19 protein-coding genes are annotated in these 23,156 nt (G+C 65.1%); 8 read left to right on the top strand and 11 right to left on the bottom strand.

The window, feature by feature from the left end:
* Positions 1-56: 56 nt before the first annotated feature.
* From AC50YM_RS12230 to AC50YM_RS12220, 3 genes are all read right to left on the bottom strand, one after another.
* Complete coding sequence (locus tag AC50YM_RS12230) at positions 57-1,733, bottom strand: thiamine pyrophosphate-binding protein (RefSeq protein ID WP_494957219.1); 1,677 nt, start codon at positions 1,731-1,733, stop codon at positions 57-59.
* A complete protein-coding gene (locus AC50YM_RS12225) occupies positions 1,730-2,506 on the bottom strand; it encodes a cyclase family protein (protein WP_494957218.1) in 777 nt (258 codons plus the stop codon). Before AC50YM_RS12225 ends, AC50YM_RS12230 begins: the two co-directional genes overlap by 4 nt.
* Positions 2,507-2,769: 263 nt before the next feature.
* The gene (locus AC50YM_RS12220; RefSeq protein WP_494957217.1) at positions 2,770-3,642 is read right to left on the bottom strand and encodes a PaaX family transcriptional regulator; all 873 of its coding nucleotides are present in this window, start codon (positions 3,640-3,642) and stop codon (positions 2,770-2,772) included.
* 194 nt (positions 3,643-3,836) lie between these two features.
* On the opposite strand from AC50YM_RS12220, the gene AC50YM_RS12215 reads away from it, so the two are divergent.
* Entirely contained in the window at positions 3,837-4,283 is a 447-nt protein-coding gene (locus AC50YM_RS12215; RefSeq protein WP_494957216.1) for an acyl-CoA thioesterase, read from the top strand.
* Positions 4,284-4,336: 53 nt separating this feature from the next.
* Here the strand turns inward: AC50YM_RS12215 and AC50YM_RS12210 are convergent, their stop codons facing one another.
* The gene (locus AC50YM_RS12210; protein WP_494957285.1) at positions 4,337-4,735 is read right to left on the bottom strand and encodes a RidA family protein; all 399 of its coding nucleotides are present in this window, start codon (positions 4,733-4,735) and stop codon (positions 4,337-4,339) included.
* Positions 4,736-4,901: 166 nt separating this feature from the next.
* Here AC50YM_RS12210 and AC50YM_RS12205 point away from each other — a divergent pair, with 166 nt between their 5' ends.
* From AC50YM_RS12205 to AC50YM_RS12185, 5 genes are all read left to right on the top strand, one after another.
* Complete coding sequence (locus AC50YM_RS12205; RefSeq protein ID WP_494957215.1) at positions 4,902-5,384, top strand: cupin domain-containing protein; 483 nt, start codon at positions 4,902-4,904, stop codon at positions 5,382-5,384.
* Positions 5,385-5,387: 3 nt separating this feature from the next.
* Entirely contained in the window at positions 5,388-6,293 is a 906-nt protein-coding gene (locus AC50YM_RS12200; protein ID WP_494957214.1) for an acyl-CoA thioesterase, read from the top strand.
* A gap of 40 nt (positions 6,294-6,333) precedes the next feature.
* A complete protein-coding gene (locus AC50YM_RS12195; RefSeq protein WP_494957213.1) occupies positions 6,334-7,992 on the top strand; it encodes an AMP-binding protein in 1,659 nt (552 codons plus the stop codon).
* A 12-nt stretch (positions 7,993-8,004) separates the two neighbouring features.
* Entirely contained in the window at positions 8,005-10,398 is a 2,394-nt protein-coding gene (locus AC50YM_RS12190) for a bifunctional salicylyl-CoA 5-hydroxylase/oxidoreductase (RefSeq protein WP_494957212.1), read from the top strand.
* A 231-nt stretch (positions 10,399-10,629) separates the two neighbouring features.
* A complete protein-coding gene (locus AC50YM_RS12185) occupies positions 10,630-12,000 on the top strand; it encodes an MFS transporter (RefSeq protein ID WP_494957211.1) in 1,371 nt (456 codons plus the stop codon).
* A 146-nt stretch (positions 12,001-12,146) separates the two neighbouring features.
* Here AC50YM_RS12185 and AC50YM_RS12180 read toward each other — a convergent pair whose 3' ends face one another.
* On the bottom strand, positions 12,147-12,932 hold the full coding sequence (locus tag AC50YM_RS12180) for an alpha/beta fold hydrolase (RefSeq protein WP_494957210.1): 786 nt from the start codon (positions 12,930-12,932) through the stop codon (positions 12,147-12,149).
* A gap of 240 nt (positions 12,933-13,172) precedes the next feature.
* Here AC50YM_RS12180 and AC50YM_RS12175 point away from each other — a divergent pair, with 240 nt between their 5' ends.
* A complete protein-coding gene (locus AC50YM_RS12175) occupies positions 13,173-13,565 on the top strand; it encodes a VOC family protein (protein WP_494957209.1) in 393 nt (130 codons plus the stop codon).
* A gap of 27 nt (positions 13,566-13,592) precedes the next feature.
* Here the strand turns inward: AC50YM_RS12175 and AC50YM_RS12170 are convergent, their stop codons facing one another.
* The 5 genes from AC50YM_RS12170 to AC50YM_RS12150 all read right to left on the bottom strand — a co-directional run bounded on the left by AC50YM_RS12170 (position 13,593) and on the right by AC50YM_RS12150 (position 21,579).
* The gene (locus AC50YM_RS12170) at positions 13,593-13,895 is read right to left on the bottom strand and encodes an antibiotic biosynthesis monooxygenase family protein (protein ID WP_494957208.1); all 303 of its coding nucleotides are present in this window, start codon (positions 13,893-13,895) and stop codon (positions 13,593-13,595) included.
* Between the two features lie 46 nt (positions 13,896-13,941).
* On the bottom strand, positions 13,942-14,697 hold the full coding sequence (locus tag AC50YM_RS12165) for a GOLPH3/VPS74 family protein (protein WP_494957207.1): 756 nt from the start codon (positions 14,695-14,697) through the stop codon (positions 13,942-13,944).
* 264 nt (positions 14,698-14,961) lie between these two features.
* A complete protein-coding gene (locus AC50YM_RS12160; protein ID WP_494957206.1) occupies positions 14,962-15,171 on the bottom strand; it encodes a hypothetical protein in 210 nt (69 codons plus the stop codon).
* Positions 15,172-15,348: 177 nt separating this feature from the next.
* Positions 15,349-15,606 (bottom strand): hypothetical protein, encoded by a 258-nt coding sequence (locus AC50YM_RS12155; protein WP_494957205.1) that lies wholly within the window; start codon positions 15,604-15,606, stop codon positions 15,349-15,351.
* 63 nt (positions 15,607-15,669) lie between these two features.
* Positions 15,670-21,579, bottom strand: a complete 5,910-nt coding sequence (locus AC50YM_RS12150) for an Ig-like domain-containing protein (protein ID WP_494957204.1) — start codon at positions 21,577-21,579, stop codon at positions 15,670-15,672.
* Positions 21,580-21,821: 242 nt separating this feature from the next.
* Between AC50YM_RS12150 and AC50YM_RS12145 the strand changes: the two genes are divergently transcribed.
* Complete coding sequence (locus AC50YM_RS12145; protein WP_494957203.1) at positions 21,822-22,466, top strand: 4a-hydroxytetrahydrobiopterin dehydratase; 645 nt, start codon at positions 21,822-21,824, stop codon at positions 22,464-22,466.
* 51 nt (positions 22,467-22,517) lie between these two features.
* Here AC50YM_RS12145 and AC50YM_RS12140 read toward each other — a convergent pair whose 3' ends face one another.
* Positions 22,518-23,132, bottom strand: coding sequence for a TetR/AcrR family transcriptional regulator (locus AC50YM_RS12140; protein ID WP_494957202.1), 615 nt, complete (start codon positions 23,130-23,132; stop codon positions 22,518-22,520).
* Positions 23,133-23,156: the final 24 nt, after the last annotated feature.

Below are 23,156 nucleotides of genomic sequence, written 5' to 3'. Positions count from 1 at the left end.
CCTCTGGCTGGGCGGGCTGTCCGGGCGGCCACGGCCTGCCCGGCCTGCCCAGGCGGTCAGTGTCCCTGGAAGGCTTCGGCGAGCCACCAGGATCCGCCGTCGGATGCAATTTTCGCATCGATCACGAGAGGGCGGTTCTGGGATCCGGCCTCAAAGTCGGCCACCCATTCCTTGACTGCATGCAGATCTTCCCGGTTTCGTACCGTAATTCCAACAGCCCCGAATCCTCGGGCAATCGCAGCAATGTCAGTGTCTGGAAAGGTCACACTGCTAAGGTCAACGGTTTCGCCTTCCTGGGCGAAATGGTGCACTTCCGCGCCGTACGCGGAATCGTTGTAGACGATGCACACGAGCGGCAGCTTCAGGCGGACGGCCGTGTCCAGCTCGCTGATGCCCATCAGGAACCCACCGTCACCGGCGCCCAGCACAGGCAGCCGATCCGGCTGGGCCAGCGCCGCCCCGATGGCGGTGTAAAGCCCGAGGCCTATGGCCTGGAATGCCTGGGTGAAGCAGAAACCGAATTCATCCGGCACCGCCAGGTACTGGCTGGGATAGCCCATGAAATTTCCGGAGTCCACGGAGACAATGCGGTTCGCCGGGAGGATCGAGTCGAGTTCCCGGCTAAGTACACGGGGATCAATCGACGTCGTTGTGGACAGGTCGGGGGTTTCCACGTCACGCCATCTCGAAGCCTGCTTGATGAGCACGGCATTCGCCCCAGTGCGGTACTTGTCCGTTGGCCCCGGCTCCATGTCTTTCAGAAGGACCAAGGCATCGTCCGCGGTGAGGGCCGAGTCGCCAAGCACTCCCAGCGAAATGGGCCTGTTGGCCCCCAGGGAGGAGTCTTCGACGTCGACCTGGACCACTTTGGCATCCGGCGATATCAGCCGGCCGTGCCGCATAGTCCACATGTTCAAGGTGCAGCCCCAGCCGACGATCAGGTCCGCCCCGGCGATGAGCTCGGCGGTCAGCGGAGACGAGAAACCTCCGGAGATGCCCAGGTTGAAGGTCTCACCGTTGAAGAGCCCGTTGGCTACCGCGGAGGTAGCCACCAGTGCGCCGCTGAACTCTGCAAGGGCAAGAATCGAGCCGCGGGCGCCTCGTCCCCCACGTCCGGCCACAAAGACAGGACGTTCAGCTTGCCGGAGGAGCTGAACGAGCTGCTCGACTGCAGCGGGATCGGGACGCAGGCGGGCGGATGGCTGGAGGGTCACGTCGTCAACGGAACCGGCAGCCGCCGCTTGTTGAACATCCAGGGGAAGGCTCAGGACAACGGTTCTCCGTTCGTTGACCGCTGTGCGGAAGGCCCGAACGGTGTCCGCAACGGCGGACTCAGCGGAGTGGATCCGCTCGGCTACGGCACCGACACTTCGGGCAAGTCCGTCCTGGTCAATCTTGAAGTTAGATCGGACCGCCGCGCCCTGGGTATCGGCTGTCAGGACGATCATGGGCGTGCGGCTCTTTGCCGCCTCCCCAATCCCCGTGATCGCGTTGCTCAGGCCACAACCCTGGTGCGTGCTTACCACGCCGACCCTGTTTGACATCCGCGAGTAGGCATCCGCCATTGTCGCGGCGCCGCCTTCATGCCGGGCCGCAGTGAAAGGCACGCCTTCGCGGATAAGAGTGTTGGTTACGTCGAAGTTTCCGCTTCCGACAACACCGAAAACGTGGCCGACGCCGAGCTTCGCCAACGTCTGCCCGACTAGAGTGGATGTCCGGGTCGCCTCGCTCACGGCGTTTCCACCAGTGCGTAGACGCGGGCCGGGCTACCGGTTCCACCGACAATGGGCAGAGGCGCAACAATAAGAGTGGCTCCGAGCACAGGGAGCCTGTCGACCTGGCGGAGGGAAGTCACGCCGTATTTGTCCGCACCCATGAGGTATGAGTGAACCGGAAACATGGGGTCAAAATTTGCGGCCTGTCCTGCATCAATGCCAACAGTCTCCACCCCAAACCCACTGATGCTGGTGTTCGTCGAGATCCACTTGGCACCGGCGGCCGAGACTCCCGGCGTGTGTGGTCCGTCCTCGTCCGCGTTGGCGAAGTCTTCGGCGTTCGCGCCTCTGGCGGACCAGCCGGTGCGGAAGATAATCCAGCAGTTAGCGGGGAACGTGCCGTGCTCCTCCTGCCATTGCTCCAGATGCTCGGGCTCCAGGAGGAAGTCCGGATCCGCAAGAACTTCCGCCGTTTTGTCGATGACAACGAGAGGTCCGATGAGGCGGGACGGTTCGATCTGATCCACCGATTTGCCGTCTCGGCCGGAGATCCAGTGAACCGGCGCGTCCACATGCGTGCCCGCGTGCTCTCCGACGGAGACGTCGTTCCACGCCCACGCCGGCCCCGCGTCGTCGAAATTGCTCACGGCAGACAGGCTCAGGGCCACGGTGTTGGCGAAAGGCTCCGGCAGATTGAGGATCGGGGTATCCCTGCTCAGCGGAGTCGTGAGGTCGAGGACTTTCACCGAACCGTCAGCGAGGGCCTTAATCAGGGCATCTACTACAGACATTGCTCTCCTATCCAGTTTGCTTCATCAGTCAAACGGGCCTGGCCGGGCGGGGCGTATCCTTCACGCTTCCGGCCGGGCCGAGCACACCAGCCCGGGGCATTCACGGGAGCTGGTTGGTCCGGTTGATCGGCGGGTCCGCTCCTGCGTCTCCGGGTTTTACTGATTCTAACCACAACCGGCACCATTTGTATCGCTTTATTTGCGATCGAAATAGTTTCAGTACATTATGACGGCGTCGTCGAGGCAATCGCGGGCATCCCCGCTTAGGCCGGATGTTCAGGAGCGAGCACCGATCGGGCGTACCGCTGGGCCTTGGGGCCCAGCAGGGCGTGCACCTCAGCGAAGAGCGCCTCTGCCGCAATACCCGACCAGCCCTCCGGCAGGTACTTCTCCGGCAGCCCCGGGTCCAGGTACGGGAGGCGGCGCCACTGGGTCACCGTGGGCACATAGTCAATGAACGCCTGCCGCATCTCTTCCGGCGTATCGGTCTGCCCGGGCCGCCGGTCGGACCAGCGCGTCAGCACGTCCTCGTGGCGCACCAAAAAGTCCGAATAGAGGGCGTCAAGGGCTGGCAGGTCCCACCATTGGCCGACCTTTGCCCTGCTGCTTGCTTCGCCCAGGTGGGCTGCCTTGAAGAGGTCCACGTACTCCATCAGCCCGGCGCGGTCCAGCTGCTGGGCGATTTCACCCGCCAGGCTGCCCGGGGCGATCCAGAGCCCCGGGGAGACCTGTCCGCAGCCCATGCGGGTCAGTATGGTGCGCAGCTTGTGGCGCAGGTGCCGCTGGGACTCTGGCACCGAGAATGACGCCAGCAACCAGTCGTCGCCTTCCTCGGCCCGGCGGGGAGAGAAGATGCGCTCGTCACCGGCCTTGAACACCTCTTCCAGTCCCGGAGCGAGGCTGTACGCTGCAGAGCCGCCACGCTTGAGGCTGACCAGCACCCCGCGCTTCTTGAGCCTGGACACCGACGACCGCACACCGGCCGACTCGACTCCGAGGTCGCCGAGCAGGCGGATCAGGTCCGAGACGGCGAGGACGCCGCCAAGCTCCCGGGCATACAGTCCATAGACCGTCACGATGAGGTGTTGATGGCGCGGCATCGGGACCATATCTGGGACAGTTTCGGCGTTCGCCATGTGGCACCTCGGGTTGGTCGGAGTTGGCCGTAATAGCCGGCACTTTCACAGCTCGGCCGTGCCGGCCCTCTAATTGCAGTGGGAGGCGCGGCTGTTTTCAGTTGGAGAGACCCGCTGTGGCACCATTGGAACGGTCGTCAAACACCTTACATAATAAACCGGAGGGACCATACCTCCACGGGTCCGGGAGCGCCATGTCAGCACGAACTCCACGGGTCGGTCACGCCAGCATCGACAAGGTCGTCGAGTGGATTGATACCGACGCCTCGGGGCACCAGCACAACTCCGCAATCATGCGGTGGGTTGAAGCTGCAGAGGCCGAACTCATGCGGAGCCTCGACCTGCCTGACTACTTTCCCAGTGCGCCACGCGTCCACCAGGAAATCTCCTACCGGTCCAAACTCTGGTTCGGACAACTCATCACGGCGGCCGTCGAAGTCCAGAAGCTCGGCCGTACATCCCTGACCTATGCCTTCGAAGTCCGCGGCCACCCACACGCCAAGTCCGCCGGGGGCGTCGCCGCCTTTGGCACCGTGACGGTTGCCCACGTGCCACCGGGCTCCGACACATCGCAGCCGTGGCCCGGTGGCCTGGTGGACGCCATCAACAGACTGATGGCAGAAAATATCCCTGCCCCATAAATGGCACTGGGCCTAAATGGCCTTGGACGGCGAAGCGGGCCGGCTGTGAGGCGTCAGCGGTCCGCAATTACCGCTATGCCCTGAATTTCGATTTCCGCTTCCTTCTGCCAGAGCCGCGTGACGCCGATCCCCGCCATGGCAGGGTACTCAGTGCCGGCCATTTCCCGCCAGATCCGGCCGATCTCGCGGCCGTTGGCCATGTAGTCATCGACGTCGGTGAGATAGATCGTGACGCTGACCAGGTCCCGCGCCTCGCCGCCCGCAGCAGTCAGCGTCGCCAGCACGTTTGAAAATGCCTGCCGGAACTGCTCGACAATTCCCCCCTCGACGATCTTCATGTCCTTGTCGAGTGCTGTCTGCCCGCCCAGGAAAACCATGTTTCCGGAAAGGATGCCGTGCGCATACCCGGACGGCTTGGGCAGTGAATCGGGGTTGATGGTCCTGTTCACAATGATCTCCTGTATCGGCGTTGTTGCTGGTGCGTGAAAGGCACTATTCAGATCTTCTCTGTCGTGCTAACTTGAGCATATGTGACGACCGTAACAAAGTCGATATATGGACTGAAGGGGCCGGATCCCGCACGTCGGCTGCAGCCACCAGCACCAAGGAGTGAAGACCATGACAGATACAACCACCGAATACCTGACCGAGGGTGACAACTCGATCTATGCCGGATCCGACGGGCGAGTAGTTCCCGTGGTCACGAGGGCCGGGGAGGAAGACACCAATACGGCCCAGTCCGGGGACTGCGTCCGCGTTTCGGGCGTCTCCATCCAGCACACCCCGGCCACGAAGATCTGGTTCGGCCAGGTATCCAATGTTCCCGGCTACCGTTCCCTGCCGCACCACCACGGCGAAGCAGAGACCGGCGGTTACGTCCTGCGCGGCCACGGCCGAATCTACTTCGGCGAGAACTACTCCGAGTACCAGGACATGAAAGCCGGAGACTGGGTCTTCGTTCCCCCGTTCATGCCCCACGTCGAGGCGAACATGTCGGTGACCGAGGAGCTCGTGTGGCTCACCGCCCGCACCCCGGAAAACATTGTCGTCAACCTGGACGACGTCGCCGATGACACGCTCAACGGCTACCGCAGGGCATAGACGATGATTCCAGCAACCCCGGCAATCAAAGCCCCCACGTCGGAGAACTTTCTCCGCGCCATCAACCTCACGCCGGTTCCAGCCCAGCATGCGGACGAGGCCTACGAGGCGGTGACGCAGTATGTGCCGTGGCCCAAGTCCTACGGCGGCGACATGGTCGCCCAGTCCGCGGCGGCGATGATGCGTTCCGTGGAGTCGGACCGCAGCCTGCATTCGATGCACAGCTACTTCATGCGGCCAGTGGAGCTCGAGTCGAGTGTCCGGTATGAAGTTGAGCGCCTGCGCGACGGCCGCGGCTACTCCACGCGCAGCGTCCGCGGCTACCAGAACGGCAAAACCGTGTTCGCCGCGATGGGGTCCTTCCACGTGCGGGAAAACGGCCCGGACTTCCAACCGGACGCCCCGGCAGCGGTTGAGCCCGAATCCCTTCGCTCGGCCGCCGATGCGCTCGAGGGTACACCCGGCGCGGCCGCGGCCTACTGGTCCGCCGGACGCAGCTTCGACATGCGCCACATTCCAGGTCCTGTCTACGTCCAGGTCGAGGGCGAAAGCCAGCCCCATCAAGCAGTCTGGGTGAAGGCCTTCGACCTGCTGCCTGATGCCGGCGACGCTCAGGCGACGGCAGACTTGCACCGCACCGCCTTGGCCTACGTGTGCGACTACACCATCCTGGAGCCGCTGCTGCGGGTAAATGACCTGCACTGGTCCTCGCCAGGGCTGAGCACGGCCAGCCTTGACCATTCCATGTGGTTCCACCGTGACGGCCGCGCGGACGACTGGATCCTTTACGCGCAGGAAGCCGTTTCGGTTCAGAACAACCGCGGGTTGGCACTGGGTCGCTTCTTCGACAAGGACGGCCGCCTGCTCGCCACCGTGGCCCAAGAAGGCATGATCCGCCAAGCTTCCTGATCACCAAGCCAAACAATTAGACGCACTGAAAGGAGTGGCCATGACACCAGCTTCCTCAGCCCATGTGGACACCTTTACCCGTGACCACCTGCCGCCCGCCGAGACGTGGCCGACGCTGGAGTTCACCCTGCCGGAACTCCAGTACCCCGCGATGCTCAATGCCGGCGCGGTACTTATCGACGAGGCTGTGGCCGAATACGGAGCCTCCCGCCCCGCGCTGCACACCCCGGACGGGACAACCTGGAGCTACGGCGAGCTTCAGAAGCACGCCAATCAGGCGGCCCAGGTCCTCACGGAGGATTTCGGCGTCGTGCCGGGCAACCGCGTCCTGCTTCGTGGTCCCAACAACCCGTGGATCGTCGCAGCCTGGCTGGGAGTCCTGAAAGCCGGCGCCGTAGTTGTCACCACGATGCCGATCCTTCGCTCATCCGAAGTTGCCACCCTGCTCCGGCTGACCACGCCCGTCCTGGCGATCTCGGACCACCGCTTTTTGGACGAAATGGTTCTCGCCGCAGGCGACGACGTGACGGTGGTCCCGTACGGCGGCACCGGTGCCGATGACTTCATTGCCCGGTGCGCAACCAAGAGCGGCGAGTTCAGCAACGTGCAAACCGCGGCCGACGACGTCGCGCTCCTCGGGCCAACGTCGGGAACCACGGGTACGCCCAAAGTCACCATGCACTTTCACCGCGACATCCTTGCGAATGCAGACACCTTCGCCCGCCACATCCTCCAGCCCACCCCCAACGATGTTTTCGCAGGGTCACCGCCGATCTCGTTCACGTTCGGCCTCGGCGGACTTGTCGTCTTTCCGTTGCGATTCGGCGCCTCATCACTCCTGACCGAACGAGCCGCCCCGGTCGAGCTGGCGGAGCACGCCGCCGCCGCCGGCGTCACCATCCTGTTCACGGCACCAACGGCTTACCGGGCAATTCTCCAGGCCGGCCGCGGCGATCTCCTCAGCCGGCTCAGGATCGCTGTCTCCGCCGGCGAACACCTGCCCAAAGAAACATGGGAGGCCGTTTACAACGCCACCGGCCTCCGCCTGGTCAACGGCATCGGCTCCACCGAGCTGCTCCACGTCTTCATCTCAGCATCCGGGGACGACATCCGGCCGGGCACCACTGGCCTGCCCGTACCCGGCTACCGCGCCACCATCCTGGACGAGGATGGTAACGAGGTGGGTCCCAACCAGGCCGGCAGGCTCGCAGTAATCGGCCCCACCGGCTGCCGCTACCTGGATGACGAACGGCAGGCCAACTACGTCGTCAACGGCTGGAACGTCACCGGTGACACTTTCATCCGGGACGCCGACGGGTATTTCATCTACCAGGCCCGTTCAGACAACATGATCATCTCCTCCGGCTACAACATCGGCGCCCCCGAAGTTGAGGCGGCCATCGACCAGCACCCCGACGTTGTTGAAAACGCCGTCGTCGCCCGCCCCGACCCTGAACGCGGCAGCGTGGTCTGCGCCTTCATCGTCCTGCGCGAAGGTGTCGCTGCCGACGATGCCAAACGCAGGGAGATCCAGGACTTCGTCAAAGCCACCATCGCGCCGTATAAGTACCCGCGGGACGTCCGCTTCGTCAGTGAACTCCCCCGCAACCCCAGCGGCAAGCTGCAGCACTTCAAGCTGCGCGACCGCCTCGAACTCGATAACGACCAGCTGGCCGGCGCAGCCGCCACCCGGCCCTAGAAGGAGCAGACCATGAAGATCGCTATCGTCGGAGGCGGCCCCGGGGGCCTGTACTTCGCAGCACTAATGAAGCAGCTGGACCGCTCGCACGACATCACGCTCTGGGAGCGCAACGCCGCCTCAGACACCTTCGGATTCGGCGTTGTTTTCTCTGACGAAACCCTCGGGGGCATCGGCAACGCCGACCCTGTGGTTGCTGAATACATGAGCCGTCGGTTTGCCCGCTGGTCTGACATTGACATCCACTTCCGCGACGAAATCCTCACGGTAGGGGGCCAGGGCTTCGCCGCGATGAGCCGCAAGGAGCTGCTGGAATTGCTGCAGCGCCGCTGCATCGAACTGGGCGTGGACGTCCGGTTCAGCACCCCCGCGCCGCCCATCGCCGAGCTCGAGGCCGGCTTCGACCTGGTGCTCGCCTCCGATGGGATCAACTCACAGATCCGGGCAACCTACGCGGACTCCTTCGGGCCCAGCCTTGACCCCCGGCCCAACAAATTCATGTGGCTGGGCACCGACCAGGTTTTCGAGGCGTTCAAGTTCTTCGTCAAGGACACCGAATACGGCACCATGCAGATCCACGGATACCCCTACTCCGACGAAGGCTCCACCTTCATCGTGGAGATGTCCCCCGATGTGTGGGATGCGGCCGGCTTCGGCGAGAGCGCTGCCGAGGTGTTCGCCCCCGGTGTCTCCGATGAGAAGGCCATCAATAAAATCCGCGCCATCTTCGCCGATGAACTCGCCGGACACGAAGTACTGTCCAACAATTCCAAGTGGCTGAACTTCACCACGGTCAAGAACCGCAGCTGGCGCCACGGAAACATCGTGCTGCTGGGCGACGCCGCGCACACCGCGCACTTTTCCATCGGCTCAGGCACCAAACTCGCCATGGAAGACTCGCTCGCACTGGCTGCTTGCCTTCACGAGCACGAGGACCTTGAAACCGCCCTCGCAGCTTATGAGACCGAGCGTCGCCCCGTCGTCGAGTCCACCCAGCGGGCCGCCCAGGCCTCGCTTGAATGGTTCGAACGGGTTGGACAGTACAAAGGCCAGGAGCCCACGCAGTTCGCGTTCAACCTGCTCACCCGCTCGCGCCGGATCACGCAGGAGAACCTGCGCCTGCGCGACCCCGGATTCGCTGAAACCGTGGAGCGCCACTTCGCTGAATCCCAGGGGTTGCCGGACATCGCCCCCGCGATGTTCCAGCCCTACCGCATCGGGGAGCTGGAGCTCAAGAACCGCGTGGTCGTCTCCCCCATGGACATGTACTCCGCCGTCGACGGCATGCCCGGGGACTTCCATCTGGTCCACCTCGGGTCCAAGGCACTCGGCGGCGCGGGCCTGGTCATGACCGAAATGGTTTGCGTCTCAGCCGAAGGGCGCATTACCCCCGGGTGCTCGGGCCTGTACACCGACGGACAGCGTGAGAACTGGAAATCAGTTGTCGAATTCGTCCACACGCACTCGACCGCGAAAATCGGCGTCCAGATCGGCCACTCCGGCCGCAAAGGCTCCACCCGGCTCATGTGGGACGGCATCGACGAGCCTCTCAAGGAAGGGAACTGGGAGCCCGTCGGCCCGTCAGCCCTCCCCTACGGGCCCGGAAACCACCTCCCCCGCGAAATCAACCGGACCGAGATGGACCGTGTCAAAGCTGATTTCGTCAGCTCAGCACGACGGGCAGCAGAAGCGGGCTTCGACCTACTCGAAGTCCACGCTGCCCACGGATACCTGCTGTCCTCGTTCCTCTCCCCCGTCTCCAACCAGCGCACGGACGAGTACGGCGGCAGCCTGGAGAACAGGCTACGGTTCCCGCTCGAGGTCTTCGACGCCGTTCGCGCCACCTGGCCTGCTGACAAGCCGTTGACGGTGCGCATCTCAGCGACTGACTGGATCGAGGGAGGAAACTCCTCAGACGACGCGGTCGTGATTGCCCAGGCATTCGTCGATCATGGCGCGGCGGGCATTGACGTCTCCACGGGGCAGGTTGCCAAGGAGGAAAAGCCCGCCTTCGGCCGGAGCTACCAGACGCCGTTTGCCGACAGGATCCGGCAGGAGGTTGCGGGGCCGGCAGGAGTCGCGGTGATTGCAGTCGGAGCCATCTCAAGTTTCGACGACGTCAATTCCGTTCTGCTCGCAGGCCGGGCCGACCTCGTTGCACTGGGCCGCACGCATCTCTACGACCCGCAGTGGACTCTCCACGCCGCCGCGGAGCAGGAATACCAGGGCCCGGGGTCACAGTGGATCCCCCAGTTCAAGGCCGGCCGCCGCAAGCCTCCCAGCGGCCGGACGGACGCCGTCCGTCCGCGGTTGTCCCTCCTCAAGGAGCCGGAGTTGGTCATGCCCGACGGCCATCTGCGCTGGACGCCCGGAATCTCTGCCGCGGAGCCGAGTCTGGCGCAGTAGGACTTGCCGAATCCATGACTCATCGGTGATGCGGCGGCGGCGGTAAGGCCTTATTTCCGGCTGATTGCCCGGCTGAAAACTTTGCAAGTCTTTCAGCCAAGGTCTATCGCAGTTCTGTGACGTCCGTTATGTTCTTACCATAAGGATCACGGCACCAGACCGTCCCCGGCTTCAACTTCGAAGCCGCCCCGTGCCACCAGTCACCACTTCCAACACCACCGAAGGACCTCAATGGCTGCGTTGAACCACACCCAATGGCCAGTTCCACCGAAGACCACCAACCGTGTACTGCTCGCCTGCTGGCTAGCCATCCTTGCGGAGGGCTACGACGTCGGGGTTCTAGGCGCCATCATTCCCGCCCTCGCCGAATACAAGGAATGGGACCTGAGCCCGCTGGAGCTCGGCGGGCTCGGCTCCTACGCCCTGATCGGGATGCTGGTCGGTGCCATGACTATCGGCACTCTCTCAGACCGCGTCGGCCGCAAGAACATGCTGCTGCTGTCCGTCCTGATCTTCACGTCCACACAGCTGGGCGCAGCATTTGCGCCTACGCCGGAAATGTTCGGACTGTTCCGCTTCCTGGGAGGCCTGGGCATGGGCGGCATCATCCCGGTCGCAGCTGCCCTCACCATCGAGTATTCGGCCCCCAAACGCAGGTCCTTCAACTACGGCGTTATGTATTCCGGGTACTCATTCGGAATTCTCGCAGCAGCCCTGGTTGCCCTCGCGCTGCTTCCGACGCTTGGGTGGCGCTGGGTGATTGGCGTGGGGTTCATTCCGATCGTCCTTGTCCCGATCCTGGCATGGATACTCCCGGAATCCCTTGAATTCCTGATGAGCAAGGGCCGCCGCGCTGAGGCCCAGCGCCTCGCGGGCAAGCTGGGCGTCACGCCGTTTGTCGACAACGACTGGGCTCCGGCACCGGTTGCCGGCGAGGCTTTGAAGCCCGTGGGGTGGAAACAGTCTTTGATGGCTCTCTTTTCCCGCGACTACCTCAGGCCCACCGTCTTCTTCTGGATATCCCTGTTCTGCGGCATGGTTCTGGTCTACGGTCTCAACACTTGGCTTCCCACCATCATGCGGAAGGCCGGCTACGACCTGGGTTCATCCCTGACGTTCCTGGCCGTCTTCAGCCTCGCCTCCGCCATCGGCGGCATGGTGCTCGGCCGGGCCGCCGATATCTACGGCAAGAAACTCATCCTCGTCCTCTTCTACGCCATCGGCGGCGTAGGAATCCTGCTGCTGATGTTCCCGAACAATATCTTCGTCAACTACGTCTTCGTTGCCCTGGCCGGGGTGGGTTCCATCTCAACATCCCTCGTCCTGACAGGCTGGGTGGCCGACTACTACCCGTCCTACGCCCGGGCGACAGCCACCGGCTGGGCCCTATCCTTTGCCCGCATCGGAGCGATTTCCGGGCCACTCATCGGCGGCTGGATCGGATCGGCACAGCTTCCGTTCCAGTGGAACTTCATCGTCTTCGCGTTCGTGGCCATCCTGGCCGCCGTTGCGGTAGCGCTGATCCCCAATAAGCCAGGCTCAAAGACCCTCATGGACACGACTGCGTCCGACAAGCTGGAGTCTTCGAGCCGACGGCAGTGACGATCAGGACCTGATATAGCTGCCTGAAGGGATCGGACGATGCGCCCCTTAGGTGCATCGTCCGATCCCTTTTAACGTCCTCTCGGCACAGCCGCATGCTTCGGTCCGCACGCCCGGTGGGGCCTTCGGCTACGGGGTCCGGGGGTCTACTCGCCCAGGAACCGAAGCAGGAAGGGAATGGTGGCGTGCATCGTCCGCAGGTCCCCGGCGCTGGCGCCCTGCTCGCCGAGGTAGTCGCCATGGCCGCCGGGGACAACCAGCAGTCGCGCGCCCGGGATGGCGGCGGCCATCCGCGCGGCATATCCGGCGGGGATGAAGTCGCGGTCGGCGTTCACCACCAGTGTTGAGGCCGTGAGGGTTCCCAGCTCGTCGTCGGACCATCCGGGGAAGTCGAGGAGGCGCCGACTGTCCAGCTCGAAGAGCCGCTCCAGATGGCCGGGCTCGGGGTTCAGAACGCGGTCGGCGTCCTTGTAGATGTCCGGCATGTCCTCGAGGGTGGCTTTCGCCATGCCGTTCCAGAATTCCTCCGGCCGGGCATCGCGGTTCGCGAAGGTGGAGGCAGCAATGAGGTGCCGGACACCTGCCGGATGCCGGAGCGCCAGCGCGATGGCGGTGTGCCCGCCGGAGCTGAACCCGAGCACGTCCACTGTTTCCGCCTGGAGCTGGTCCAAAACAGCGAGGATGTCGCCGGCGGAATTCTCGGCGGTGAGGGGACGGCTGGTGGGCTGGGTGCGGCCGTGTCCCTCCTCCTCAACCGCAATGACCTGGCGATGTTCAGTCAGCAGGGGGATGAGTTCGCCGAAGTTGGTGCCGATGGTGGAGCCGCCGCCCGGGATGAGGAGCAGCGGCGGCTGGCCGGCCACGGCCGGGCCGTGCACCTCGTAATACATACGAAGCCCGCCGTTGTCCGCGTAGCCGTGGGTGAAGCTCACACGGCATCATAACGCCGGGCGCTGCCGGCGAAAAGATGGGCAAGGCTCGGACTGGATGCATCAGGAGCTCCGATCACCGGTTTACCCGCTGAGCACGTGGGTAGCGCGAGACCCTACGCTCGCCCGACAATGATGACAAGGGCAGCGGTCTGCACTCAGGCTCGAACTCGTCTCACCTCTTGAAGGCGCAACTGCCTTTACGCAATCGAGTATTCCCACGGGTTCGGAAGGGAGCTGGAAATGCCAAACGACCTTAATGACCTGGTCTCTGTCCGGTACATGGTGGACGACGTCGACGCGGCGGTCGACTTCTACACTCAGCACCTCGGGTTCACGGTCCGGATGAGCGCGGCACCGGCGTTCGCCGACGTCACCAGGGGCCGGCTACGGCTGCTGCTGAGCGGACCGGGCAGCTCGGCAGGCCGAGCAATGCCGGACGGCACGGTGCCGGCACCGGGAGGCTGGAACCGGATCCACCTCATCGTGAGCGACATCGCGGCCGAAGTGGACCGACTGCGCGCCGCAGGTCTCACGTTCCGAAATGACATTGTCACCGGTCCAGGCGGACAGCAGATCCTGCTGGAAGACCCGTCCGGCAACGTTGTCGAGTTGTTCCAACCCGCCGGCGGGTAGCCTCGCCACTGGCCGCAAACGCATTTATCAACCAGGGGTGGAGCTCAGAAGCTGGTAGTGCCCGACCACGGGAAATGGCTCATAGAAGCGGTGCAATAGCTCGCGCCACTGCTGATACTCCGGCGATCCTCGGAAGCCGACAGTGTGATCCTCCAGACGATCCCACTGCACGAGCAGCAAGTAGGTGTTGGGGGATTCGACGGAGCGCGAGAGCGACATCGCGACGAAGCCGGGCATCGACGCAATAATCAGTCGGGCCCGATCGAACGCCGCCTCAAATTCTTGTTCAAGACCGGAAATGACAGGCAACAGCGCGTGTTCGGTAATCATCGGCTCAGTGTCGCAGATTCGCCGTGGTGCCAGTTCCCAGTCGGCATCAAAGGGTTGGAGATTCCGCCTCCGCAAGTCTGATCAACCGAAGTTCGTCCTCCACCGCGCGGGAAGGCCAGTAATCCTTCGCCAGCTGCGCTGCCCGGCTTTGGTCTGCTGCCGGGAAGAGCTTGCCGAGCAGGCCGGCGGCCTGGAGCAGGGCTATCAGCGCCGTAGTCCTGGCATCGGCCGCCTTGGCGGCGGGCGCCTTGGAATCCGGCTTCGCTTCTGGCGCCTTCTCATCGGGCGCCTTCTCATCGGGCGCCTTGGCATCAGGCTTGGAAGCAGGCTTCGGCGGCACAAGCGGCGCACCGCTGAGTGCGTCTTTGATTTTTTGGAGGAGCGCAGCCTCCGGGCCGTGGTCCTTCTCCGGGTACCGCGTGGACTTGAACAGAGCAAGGTGTTTTTCGCCGACATGTTCGACGATCCCGAGTGACGCCATCCGCTCGTAGACACGCTGCGCTTCGGCCCGGCCTTCCAGCATGGAAACCCACCGCTTGGGAGTGTGCGGCCGGGACTTGCCACGGATGAGCTCCAGCTCGTGCTGGAAGTCCGTTGGCGGGGCGGCGCCGGTGGCACGGACGTGCTTCCCCTCCAGGGCGATGGCACCGAGGAACTCCAGCTCGGCCAAAATTGCCCCGGCCAAGGTGGTCCTGAGTGCGAACACCGGCACTTCAGGCTTGCCGTTCTTATCGTTCGTTGCCAAGAGCAGGAAAGCCTGGGGAAGGCTCAGCTCGTCCGCCTTAGTTGTTTCAGCATCCATACGACCATGGTGGCCCCGGTGGACTGCCACCACATGAGGATTTAGACCCGTTCTCACAGAATGCTAAGGCGCCGACAGGTTCCGGCTCGAGCTAGGTAAAGTCTTCTTTGGCCTCGGGCTCCTTGGCTGCCTTCGGCATTCTTGAGACGTTGGCGAGGCAACGGGCGCCCCACTGCAGGATTTTGTCTGGCACGTCCTGGATCGGGAGCCCCACAAGGCCGGCCATGGGCCGTCCGGCTGGGCCGAACGGGTTGGGATTAAACATCAGCTGGTATGGACTCCACCGGCAGGCCCCGGGGTGTCTGGATCGTCCGCGCCTGCGGGGCTGGCCTCACTCGCGGCGCCCTCCGCGGGCTCCTGAGCGTGGACCCGGCCGCCGGACACAGCGTCGACGGAGCCCGCCTCGCTCTCTGCCTCGCCCTCCGCCGGCGCTTCAGCGTGGCGGCGCTCGGTTTGATCTGGCGTTTCACTCACGGCACTGCCTCTCCTGGTCAACCCACTCGGTTGCTGCCCGGCTTGCCGGCCGCACCCACTCTCATCCTGTCTCCGAGGATTGGGCCGGTCAAGACCCTCAGGCGAAGTCGGTCCGGTGACATCGTGGGGTCCCCAGGAGCTGCACCCGCCGAGATCGACATCGTGACTGACCGTTGTTCAAGGGATTCCGTCCTCATTCGAAGCGCCGTCCCGGCGGTTCCACCTGCCGAACGGTGCCGGGCGGGCCGGGCCGTTCGGTGACCTCACCTGCCGGGCGGCAATTATGGCCCAGGCCCCGATCAGCACGCCGATGAACACGACCAAGACGCCGGCGGTGAACCAGCCGCCCTGCCCGAAAATCATCAACACAATGCCCGCCAGGGACAGTCCTTTCGCCGCGATGTCCAGATACAACGGACCTCTCAGGGACTCCATGCATCCAAGATAAACCCGGAGGCACCGCCCCGGCTCCCGTCAGCCGGGGCTCACCCCTAAGCATCAGCAGGCGGGGACCCCGGAATCCACGGGTCCGTCGGACGGGCGGATCCAGAGGTTGTTGATCACCTTGTACCAAACGTTGCTCGTGGTCCCTGTGGGCTGGCCGGTCGCTCCGTCGTAAATGGTGTACGCCGCACCGGTGGTCACGCACGTGACCTGCACCCGGGAGCCCTGGGCCACGAACGTTCCGCCTCCGGCCGCACAGTTCGCTGCCGTGTCAGGCGCTGAGGTGCTGTTCGTGGGCCATTCGCACGTTCCGGGGCTGGCGGAACCGTTGTCCACCACGAGGTATTTCGCGGGCGCTGTTCTTCCGTTCGCCGAGACAGCTGTGCGCTGGCCGAGGTCATCCACCACCGTTACGGTGATGGAGATGGACTGGTCGTACCCGTTCCCGGTCGTGACAGATCCTCCACCGGCGCCCCAGGTCCCCGACTTCCCGTCGGAGGACTGGTACTCCAGCGCCACGACCTGGCGCCCGTTGTTGACCACGGCGCCGACGTCGAACCTCACCGTCGTACCGACAGTGACAGGGTTGATGCTCGCGGCGTGCGGCTTGCCGTAGGGCGCCACCGGATTGGAGTTGGTGACCGGCCCTTCGTAGGTTGCCCCGTCCATGCTGTTCACGGCCCGCACGCCAATCGTGTAATTGCCGTTATTGGGCACACCCGCGCGGATGACCCTGTCCGAGGGCACGGGTTGGAAGCCGCTTCCGTTGACCTGGTACTGGTAGCTCGGGGTGGCGCCGTTGCCCGCGGCGTCGCCAAAGGAAAGTTGTACCGCGTTGTCGAGCGGATCGGCCCGGACACTGGGGACGGCACCCGGAGCGCCGAAGGCACGGCGGGGGTCCGACGGCGGACTGGCCGCCGAGGTGCCTGCCTTGTTCCTGGCCACCACCGTGAAGGAGTAATCGCTGGTGGAGTTCCCGACTGTCACGGGGACGCTCAACTGGCTGCCGGACACCGTGCTGGTCGCCACGGTGGATCCGCCCTGAACCGCGTTCACGGTATACGTGTCGATGGAGGCTCCGTTGTCCGCCGCGGGAGCCCACGACACCACCATGATCGATTCCGAGCCGCCCGAGGTGGACCGGGTGACCGCTGGCTTGCCCGGGGCGCCAGGCACACCGGCTGGGATGACCGTCGCTGAATAGGCGCTCCATTCCGAAGGGTCCGGCGCCTGGTTGGTGGCCTGGATCCTCACCTGGTAGGGCGTCCCGTTCTGCAGGCCCGTCCATTGGTACGACGTGCCGGTGAGGTTGCTTACCCGGATGTTGCCAGCGGGTGGTGCCGGGGAGATCTCAAGGCTGTAGCTTTCCACCGGTGAGCCGGGGCTGTTTGGCGGGACCCAGTTCACCGCGAGGGACCTGTCGCCGAATTCCAGCGCCGGCGCTGCGGGCGTGTCCGGCTTGGCATCCGGGCGGGCTGGCGCCGAAGCAGGGGACGGTGCGGAGTCGCCCACTTCGTTCGTGGCCACCACCGTGAAGGTGTATTCGACGTTGTTGGTCAGGCCCGTGAGGGTGCAGGTGGTGGCGGGGCACTGCTGGGAGAATCCTCCGCTGCTGCTGACCTTGTAGCCGGTGATCGCTGCACCATTGTTGGCGGGCGGCGACCAGTTGAGGACAACGGTGCGGTCACGGACCTCGCCGACGGTCGGCGTTGACGGAGCATCCGGTTTGTCCTTGACGGTAAGCCGGACGCGGCCGTCGATTTCGCGTTCGGCGTCCTGGGTCTTGTCCTGGACCCGGTAGCGGACCACCATGGTGCCCACGAACTTCTCGGCGGGCGTGACGATGACGGCGTCGCCGTCCACTGCGGCCGTACCTGTTCCGGTTTCGACGGAAGCGCTGAGGATGTCCAGCGGTGTTTCCGGGAATGGGTTGATGTCGTTGTCCAGCGCCTGTACGCGCTCGGACTGTCCGGCCCGGGCACTGGCGATGACGTCGTCGTTGGCCGCGGCCAGCGGTCGTTTCGACGCGACCACACGGATGTCGACGGCCGCTGCAACAGGTGCGCTGCGCCCGTCCGAGACGGTAACCGGGACGGAGAGCGTGCTGCCTTTGGCTGCGCCGTCGACGGTGGCCTGGAAGAGGCTGCCGTCGAGGGCGACCTTGATCCCGGCAGGCGGCGTGCCCGGCAGCGCGAAGGTGAGCTTGTCCTTGTCGGCCTCGTCGACGTCGGAGGCAACGTCGCGCAGCTCCAGGGTGGCGTCCTCGCCCACCGCTGCCTCAAGGGTGCTTGAGGGGAAGGCTGGAGGATGGTTGCGGGAGGGGTCGGGCAGGACGTTGATGCCGATCGTGAGGACCGCCGTGCGCCCGTCGGGGTCGTCGACGGTGGCGCCGTCGGTGACCTCGAGGGAAACAGCCGCCGGGCCGGTGTAGTCGTCGGCGGAGGTGAACACGATGGTGGTGGCGTCCTTCACCAGCGGCGCCCCGTTGGAGGCGACAGCCTGTACCTTCGAATCCTGGGTGATGCGGGGACTCTTGCCAGGCCGGACAACCACCAGCTCCTGCAGGTTCAGGGTCAGTTGCTGGCCGCTGACGACTTCCAGCGGCGCAGTGCTCCGCAGCGCTGGCGCCTGCCCGTCGAGGCCGGGAACCAGGATGAACGCCGTCGAGCGGAGGTTGTCGATGTCGGTCACGGTGTACGCGATGATCTGCGGTTGGCCGCCGAGCTGCACGGAGACTTTGCCCGGGGCGGAGATGCTGGCCGTGGGTGCGTCCTCGGGGAACGTGATCCGCAGTTCGCTTGCCACTCCGTCGGGGTCTTCGTCGTTCTTCAGGATGGGAACTTCGACGACGGTCCTGCCCAGGGTCTCGGCGAACGTCACGCGGTCGTCCCGGGCGATGGGGGCCAGTGTGGCGGCATCGCTGCGGGTCTGGACTTTCAGGGTGCCGACGGCGGTGCCGCCCCGGCCGTCGCTGATCTCGTACCGGACGACCGCCGTCGTGGCGGTGCCGGCCGCCGGGGCGGTGAGCTGAACCCGTCCGTCGATGACGTCGGCCTTCAATTCTGCGGCAGCTTCCAGCCGGTTGGCTGCAAGGGTGACATTGTCGCCGTCGGGATCGGAGTCATTGGCCAGCACGTCCACTGCCACGTGGCGGCCCGGGAGGACTGTGATGCTGTCCTCCACGGCCGTCGGACTCTGGTTGGAGCCGGGCGCGGGGGCGATGCCTACCAGCACCATCCCGGTGGATCGTGCCCCGTACCGGTCCTCCACAACGTAGGAGAAGCTGTCCTGGCCGGAGGCGTTCGCCGGCGCCGTGTATTCCACGTAGGTGGCACCTACAGCCGCTGTCCCCTTGCGCGGCGCCTGCTCCAGGCCCACCAGGGTGACCGAGTCGCCGTCGGGATCAATGCCGTCCAAGGGAATGGCGATCTGCGTCGTGTTACCGGCAACAACCCTGCCGGTGATCTGCTGGGGAAGCGGCCTGGAGTTGGTACTCTCACCGCGGATGTGAATGGTCACCTGGGCGGAGTCTTCCTGCCCGTCGGGGCCGGTGACCGCGTAGATGGCGTGGAGCGTTCCGCCTGCTCCGCCCGCCTTGAAGCGCAGCACATCCCCGGAGATGGCAAGGAGGCCCTGGGCCGGGTCGATTCCCTGCACGAGGACCGGGTTGAGCTTAAGCTTGGCGCCATTGGGGTGGGAGTCATTGGCGAGGACGGCGATGGTGGCGATGTCGTTCGCCCGGACGGTGATCTCATCCGGGGCAGCGACCGGCGGGACCAGTTTGGCGGGCGCCGGAATGGGCACGATGGTGACCTCGCCGGTGGCGCTGGCAACTCCGTTGGACACCGTGTAGGTCAGGCTGGTGGGCGCAGTGAGGCCCCGGACGTCGGTGATGCGCAGGATGCGGTGGTCCAGGACCGCGACCGAGACTGCCGAGTTCCGGGGCAACCCGACGGACTGGATGACGAGGACGCCGGCGGCCGGATCGGAATCGTTGGCGAGGGCGTCGAGCAGCACTTCGCCGCCCACCGGCAGCAGCGCCAGGTCAGCGACGGCCACCGGATCGCCCGCTCCCCCGGCCGCGTTGACGTCGATCCGCACCAGCCCTTCAGAGCTGTCCGGTCCGTTCGTTACCAGGTACGTGACGTAGTACGTTCCCGGGTTCGCCGCCCGGAAGGTGAAGGTCCCGGTCTGGTAGTCAGGGGTGGCGGTGCCCTCCGGCGGTCCTGCGACCCGGGTCAGCCGGAGTCCTGCTCCGGACGGGTCAGTGTCATTCTTCAACGGAGAAACCAGGATGTCCTGCCCCGCGATGCCTGAAACGTGGTCGGCGTTGGCCTTCGGCGGAAGGTTGCCCTTGGTACGGACGTCCACCACCACCGTGCCCTCGGCCTGGTCCCGGCCGTCGGAGACGGTGACCACCACTTCCTTCTTGCCCAGGGATGCCCCCACGTCCTGGAACGTCAGGAGGCCGTCGGCCCGGGTGCGCACCTGGTCGCCGTCCCTCGTGGCGCGGGCACCCAGCAGCAGCAGGTCGTCGCCGTCCGGGTCCACCCAGTCGGTGAGGACATTCTGGGAGATGCTCTTGCCCTGTTCCAGGATGATCGTGGGCACGCGTTTTTGCTTCGGTGCCTCGTTGCCGGCAGGGTCCTTCACGGTCACGGTGACCTTGGCCCCGGCGGTGCCACCGCGGCCGTCACTGGCCTGGTATTGGAACTGGGAGGTTCCGGTCGCGTCGGCCGGAACCTTCACTTGCAGGCCGGTTCCGTCGTAGACGGGCTGCACGGCTCCGACGGTGGGGTTGTTGCCCTGGACCTGCGCGGTGAGGACGTCGCCGTCGGGGTCGGAGTCGTTGTCCAGCACCGGCAGGAGCGTGGTCCGCCCGGGTCGGACGCCGAACTGGTCGTCCACGGCGGAGGGCGGGCGGTTCTCTTTGGTGCGGTCCGGAAGGGTATTCACCGGGTTGTCATCAGCGGCCGGTTCGTCCTGGTCCTCGGTCTTGTCCGGTGGCGGAATGATGTCGTCCCAGTTGGCGACGAGCCTCATATTCTCGGTGACCAGCCAGACGTTGCCGGAGCTGACATCGTTGAGGACCACGAGGTCCCGGTTTACCCGGAAGACGAAGTTGGACCGGGCGCTCGCACCCGGGACGTCGGCGCGGTTACTTTCTGCGGGGTTCGTGCACTCGCGGAGGTATTTGCCTGCGCCGGACCAGGCCGCATAGACGCAATTGTTGACGTGGGCCGGAACGGCAGGGGTTCCGGAGGTTCCGAGCTCCACAACGGTCGCGGCCGAGCCGCCCAGGGGCTGCTTGATCAGGGCAGTCTTAGTGGCGACGGCGACGAAGTCGGCGGCGGGCCCGCTTTGCTGCAGTTTTGCGTCCTTGGCGTCAGGCAGCTGCGCCTGGCGGCCGCCGGGAAGGTGAAGTGTTCCGTCTTCGGGGTTGAACAGGACCGGATTGTCCCCGACGGCGGCGATCTGCACGTTCTCAACGTTGCGGATCTCCTCGTACCGGACCGTGTCGCGGGAGTCCACTCCGCCGGTCGCGTTCACGCGGAGGGAGGTCACTTCCCCGCGTGCGGGGTCGGCGGCGTGCACGACGTCGTCGGTTCCTACCGTCGCGACGATTCCCTGGGCATCGGTCACCACGGGTTCCTGGGTGTCGTAGTCGATGGAACCCAGCATGCTGCTCTGCGTCACCCAGAGACGGCCCGAGCTCGGATCAGCCAAGGCAACCGCTTTTTCCCCGAACGTCGGAACCGCTGTTCCGGGGAGCTGCTGGGGTTGTTCAAGGGTGACGTTGGAGACCTTGACTTTGCGCAGGGAGGCATCGCCGCGGTCCGACACGAGCACATTGCTGCTGTGCTGGAGGACATCGAAGTTGGCACTGGCCGACCTGAGCCCGCCGTCCAGGGTTTTCGACGGGAAGTTCAAATGGCCCACGAGGTTCAGGTCGGAGTTGGTCACCCACACGCCGCCTTCATTCAGGTCGACCCGTGTAGTCGTGAAGCCCGGGTGGATAACTGCCGCTGCAACAAGCAGTCCAACTGCCGAAAACGTTGTCGCCGACGCCAGTGCCCGTTGTTTTGCGCGCACCCATGATCGAAGCGGCATCCGTCCCCCAGTCTCATCGTTAGCCAGAAGCCAATATACGCGGCCCGGAAGGCAGGCCTTGACTGCCGGGCCTTTGGCGACGAATAGTCTGAGGCATGGCAACCAGGATTTCCGATGCCGAGTTCTCAGCCGACGACGGCGCGGCGGACTGGCGGGTGCTCTTCTGGGGTGCGAAAACGCTGTTCAAGACCGGGGATTTCGCCACCGGTGCCAGGCTGGTTGCTGCGATCGCGGAGATCGCAGCAACGCTGGGGCATTCCCCGCTGGTGGATATGCGACCGGACACCGTCACAGTTCAAGTGATCACGCCGGGGGTCGGTCTCAGTGACCTCGACCTCGAGCTTGCCCGCCGCATCTCAACCGCCGCTGCTCAGCTCGGGCTGGCGGCGGACCCGGCAGCGGTACAGCAGGTGCAGCTCGCCTTTGACGCGGCCGACCGGCCGGCCGTTATGGAGTTCTGGCGTGCGGCGCTCGGTTACGTCCCGATCAGCGACGAGGACCTCGTCGAACCCAACCTCATTGGACCGCCGGCGTGGTTCCAGGACAAGGAGCACGTGCCGCCGCGCAACCGTATCCACGTGGACGTGTCCGTGCCGCACGACCAGGCGCAGGCCCGTGTCGATGCAGTGATCGCGGCCGGTGGCCGGGTCCTGGGAGACCGGTACGCGCCGGCGTGGGTGTCACTCATCGACCACGAGGGGAACGTCGTCGACATCGCGACGTGGCAGGGGCGGGACTGACCGGTCATCCCGGCCCTGACCGCGGGCACCGGACCGGGTCGAGGAGTCCGGCTAGCTTTCGTCGCAGAGCAGGTGGTACCAGCTGTCGGCGAGCACCTCGAGGGCGTGCTCGCGGTGGGGCTCGAGTTTGCGTCTCGTCCAGAGCGTTGCGACGTAGTCGAGCTGCGTGAAAGCGAGCGTGCCGCGGATGTGGCGGGTTTCCTCTGAGAAGCGGCCGGCCAGCTGCATGCCCCGGACAAGGTCGGCGATGACCTCTTCATGCCATCCCCGGACCAGGGTCCGCACGTCGCGATCGACGGCGGCGGCCTCGTCGAGCACGTCGAGGTAGGGGCGGAAGACCGGCCAGAGCACCGCGCGGGACTCGAGCCAATCAAGGATGCCGGGAAGCTGGCCCGCCCGGACGACGTCGACCAGCTCGGCTGCCGTTGTCGCCCGGTCGGGGCCATCCGCGCGCTCCAGCACGGCGTTGACGCGCGCCATGAAGTCCCTCATCAGATCGGCGCGTGAGGGGTAGTGCGCGTAGAACGTCGCCCGGGTTGTCCCGGCCGCCACGGCGATCTCGTCGATCGTCGTCGCAGCGTAGCCCTTCTCGGTGAAGAGCTCCAGCGCCCGGTCGATGATCGTGTCGCGGGTCAGCTGCTTCTGGGCCTCTCGCAGTGACGACATGACTCAATCCTATCCATGGTGTGC

The sequence above is a fragment of the Pseudarthrobacter sp. RHLT1-30-1 genome (assembly GCF_059383415.1).
This window is presented reverse-complemented; position numbering and strand designations above follow the sequence as displayed.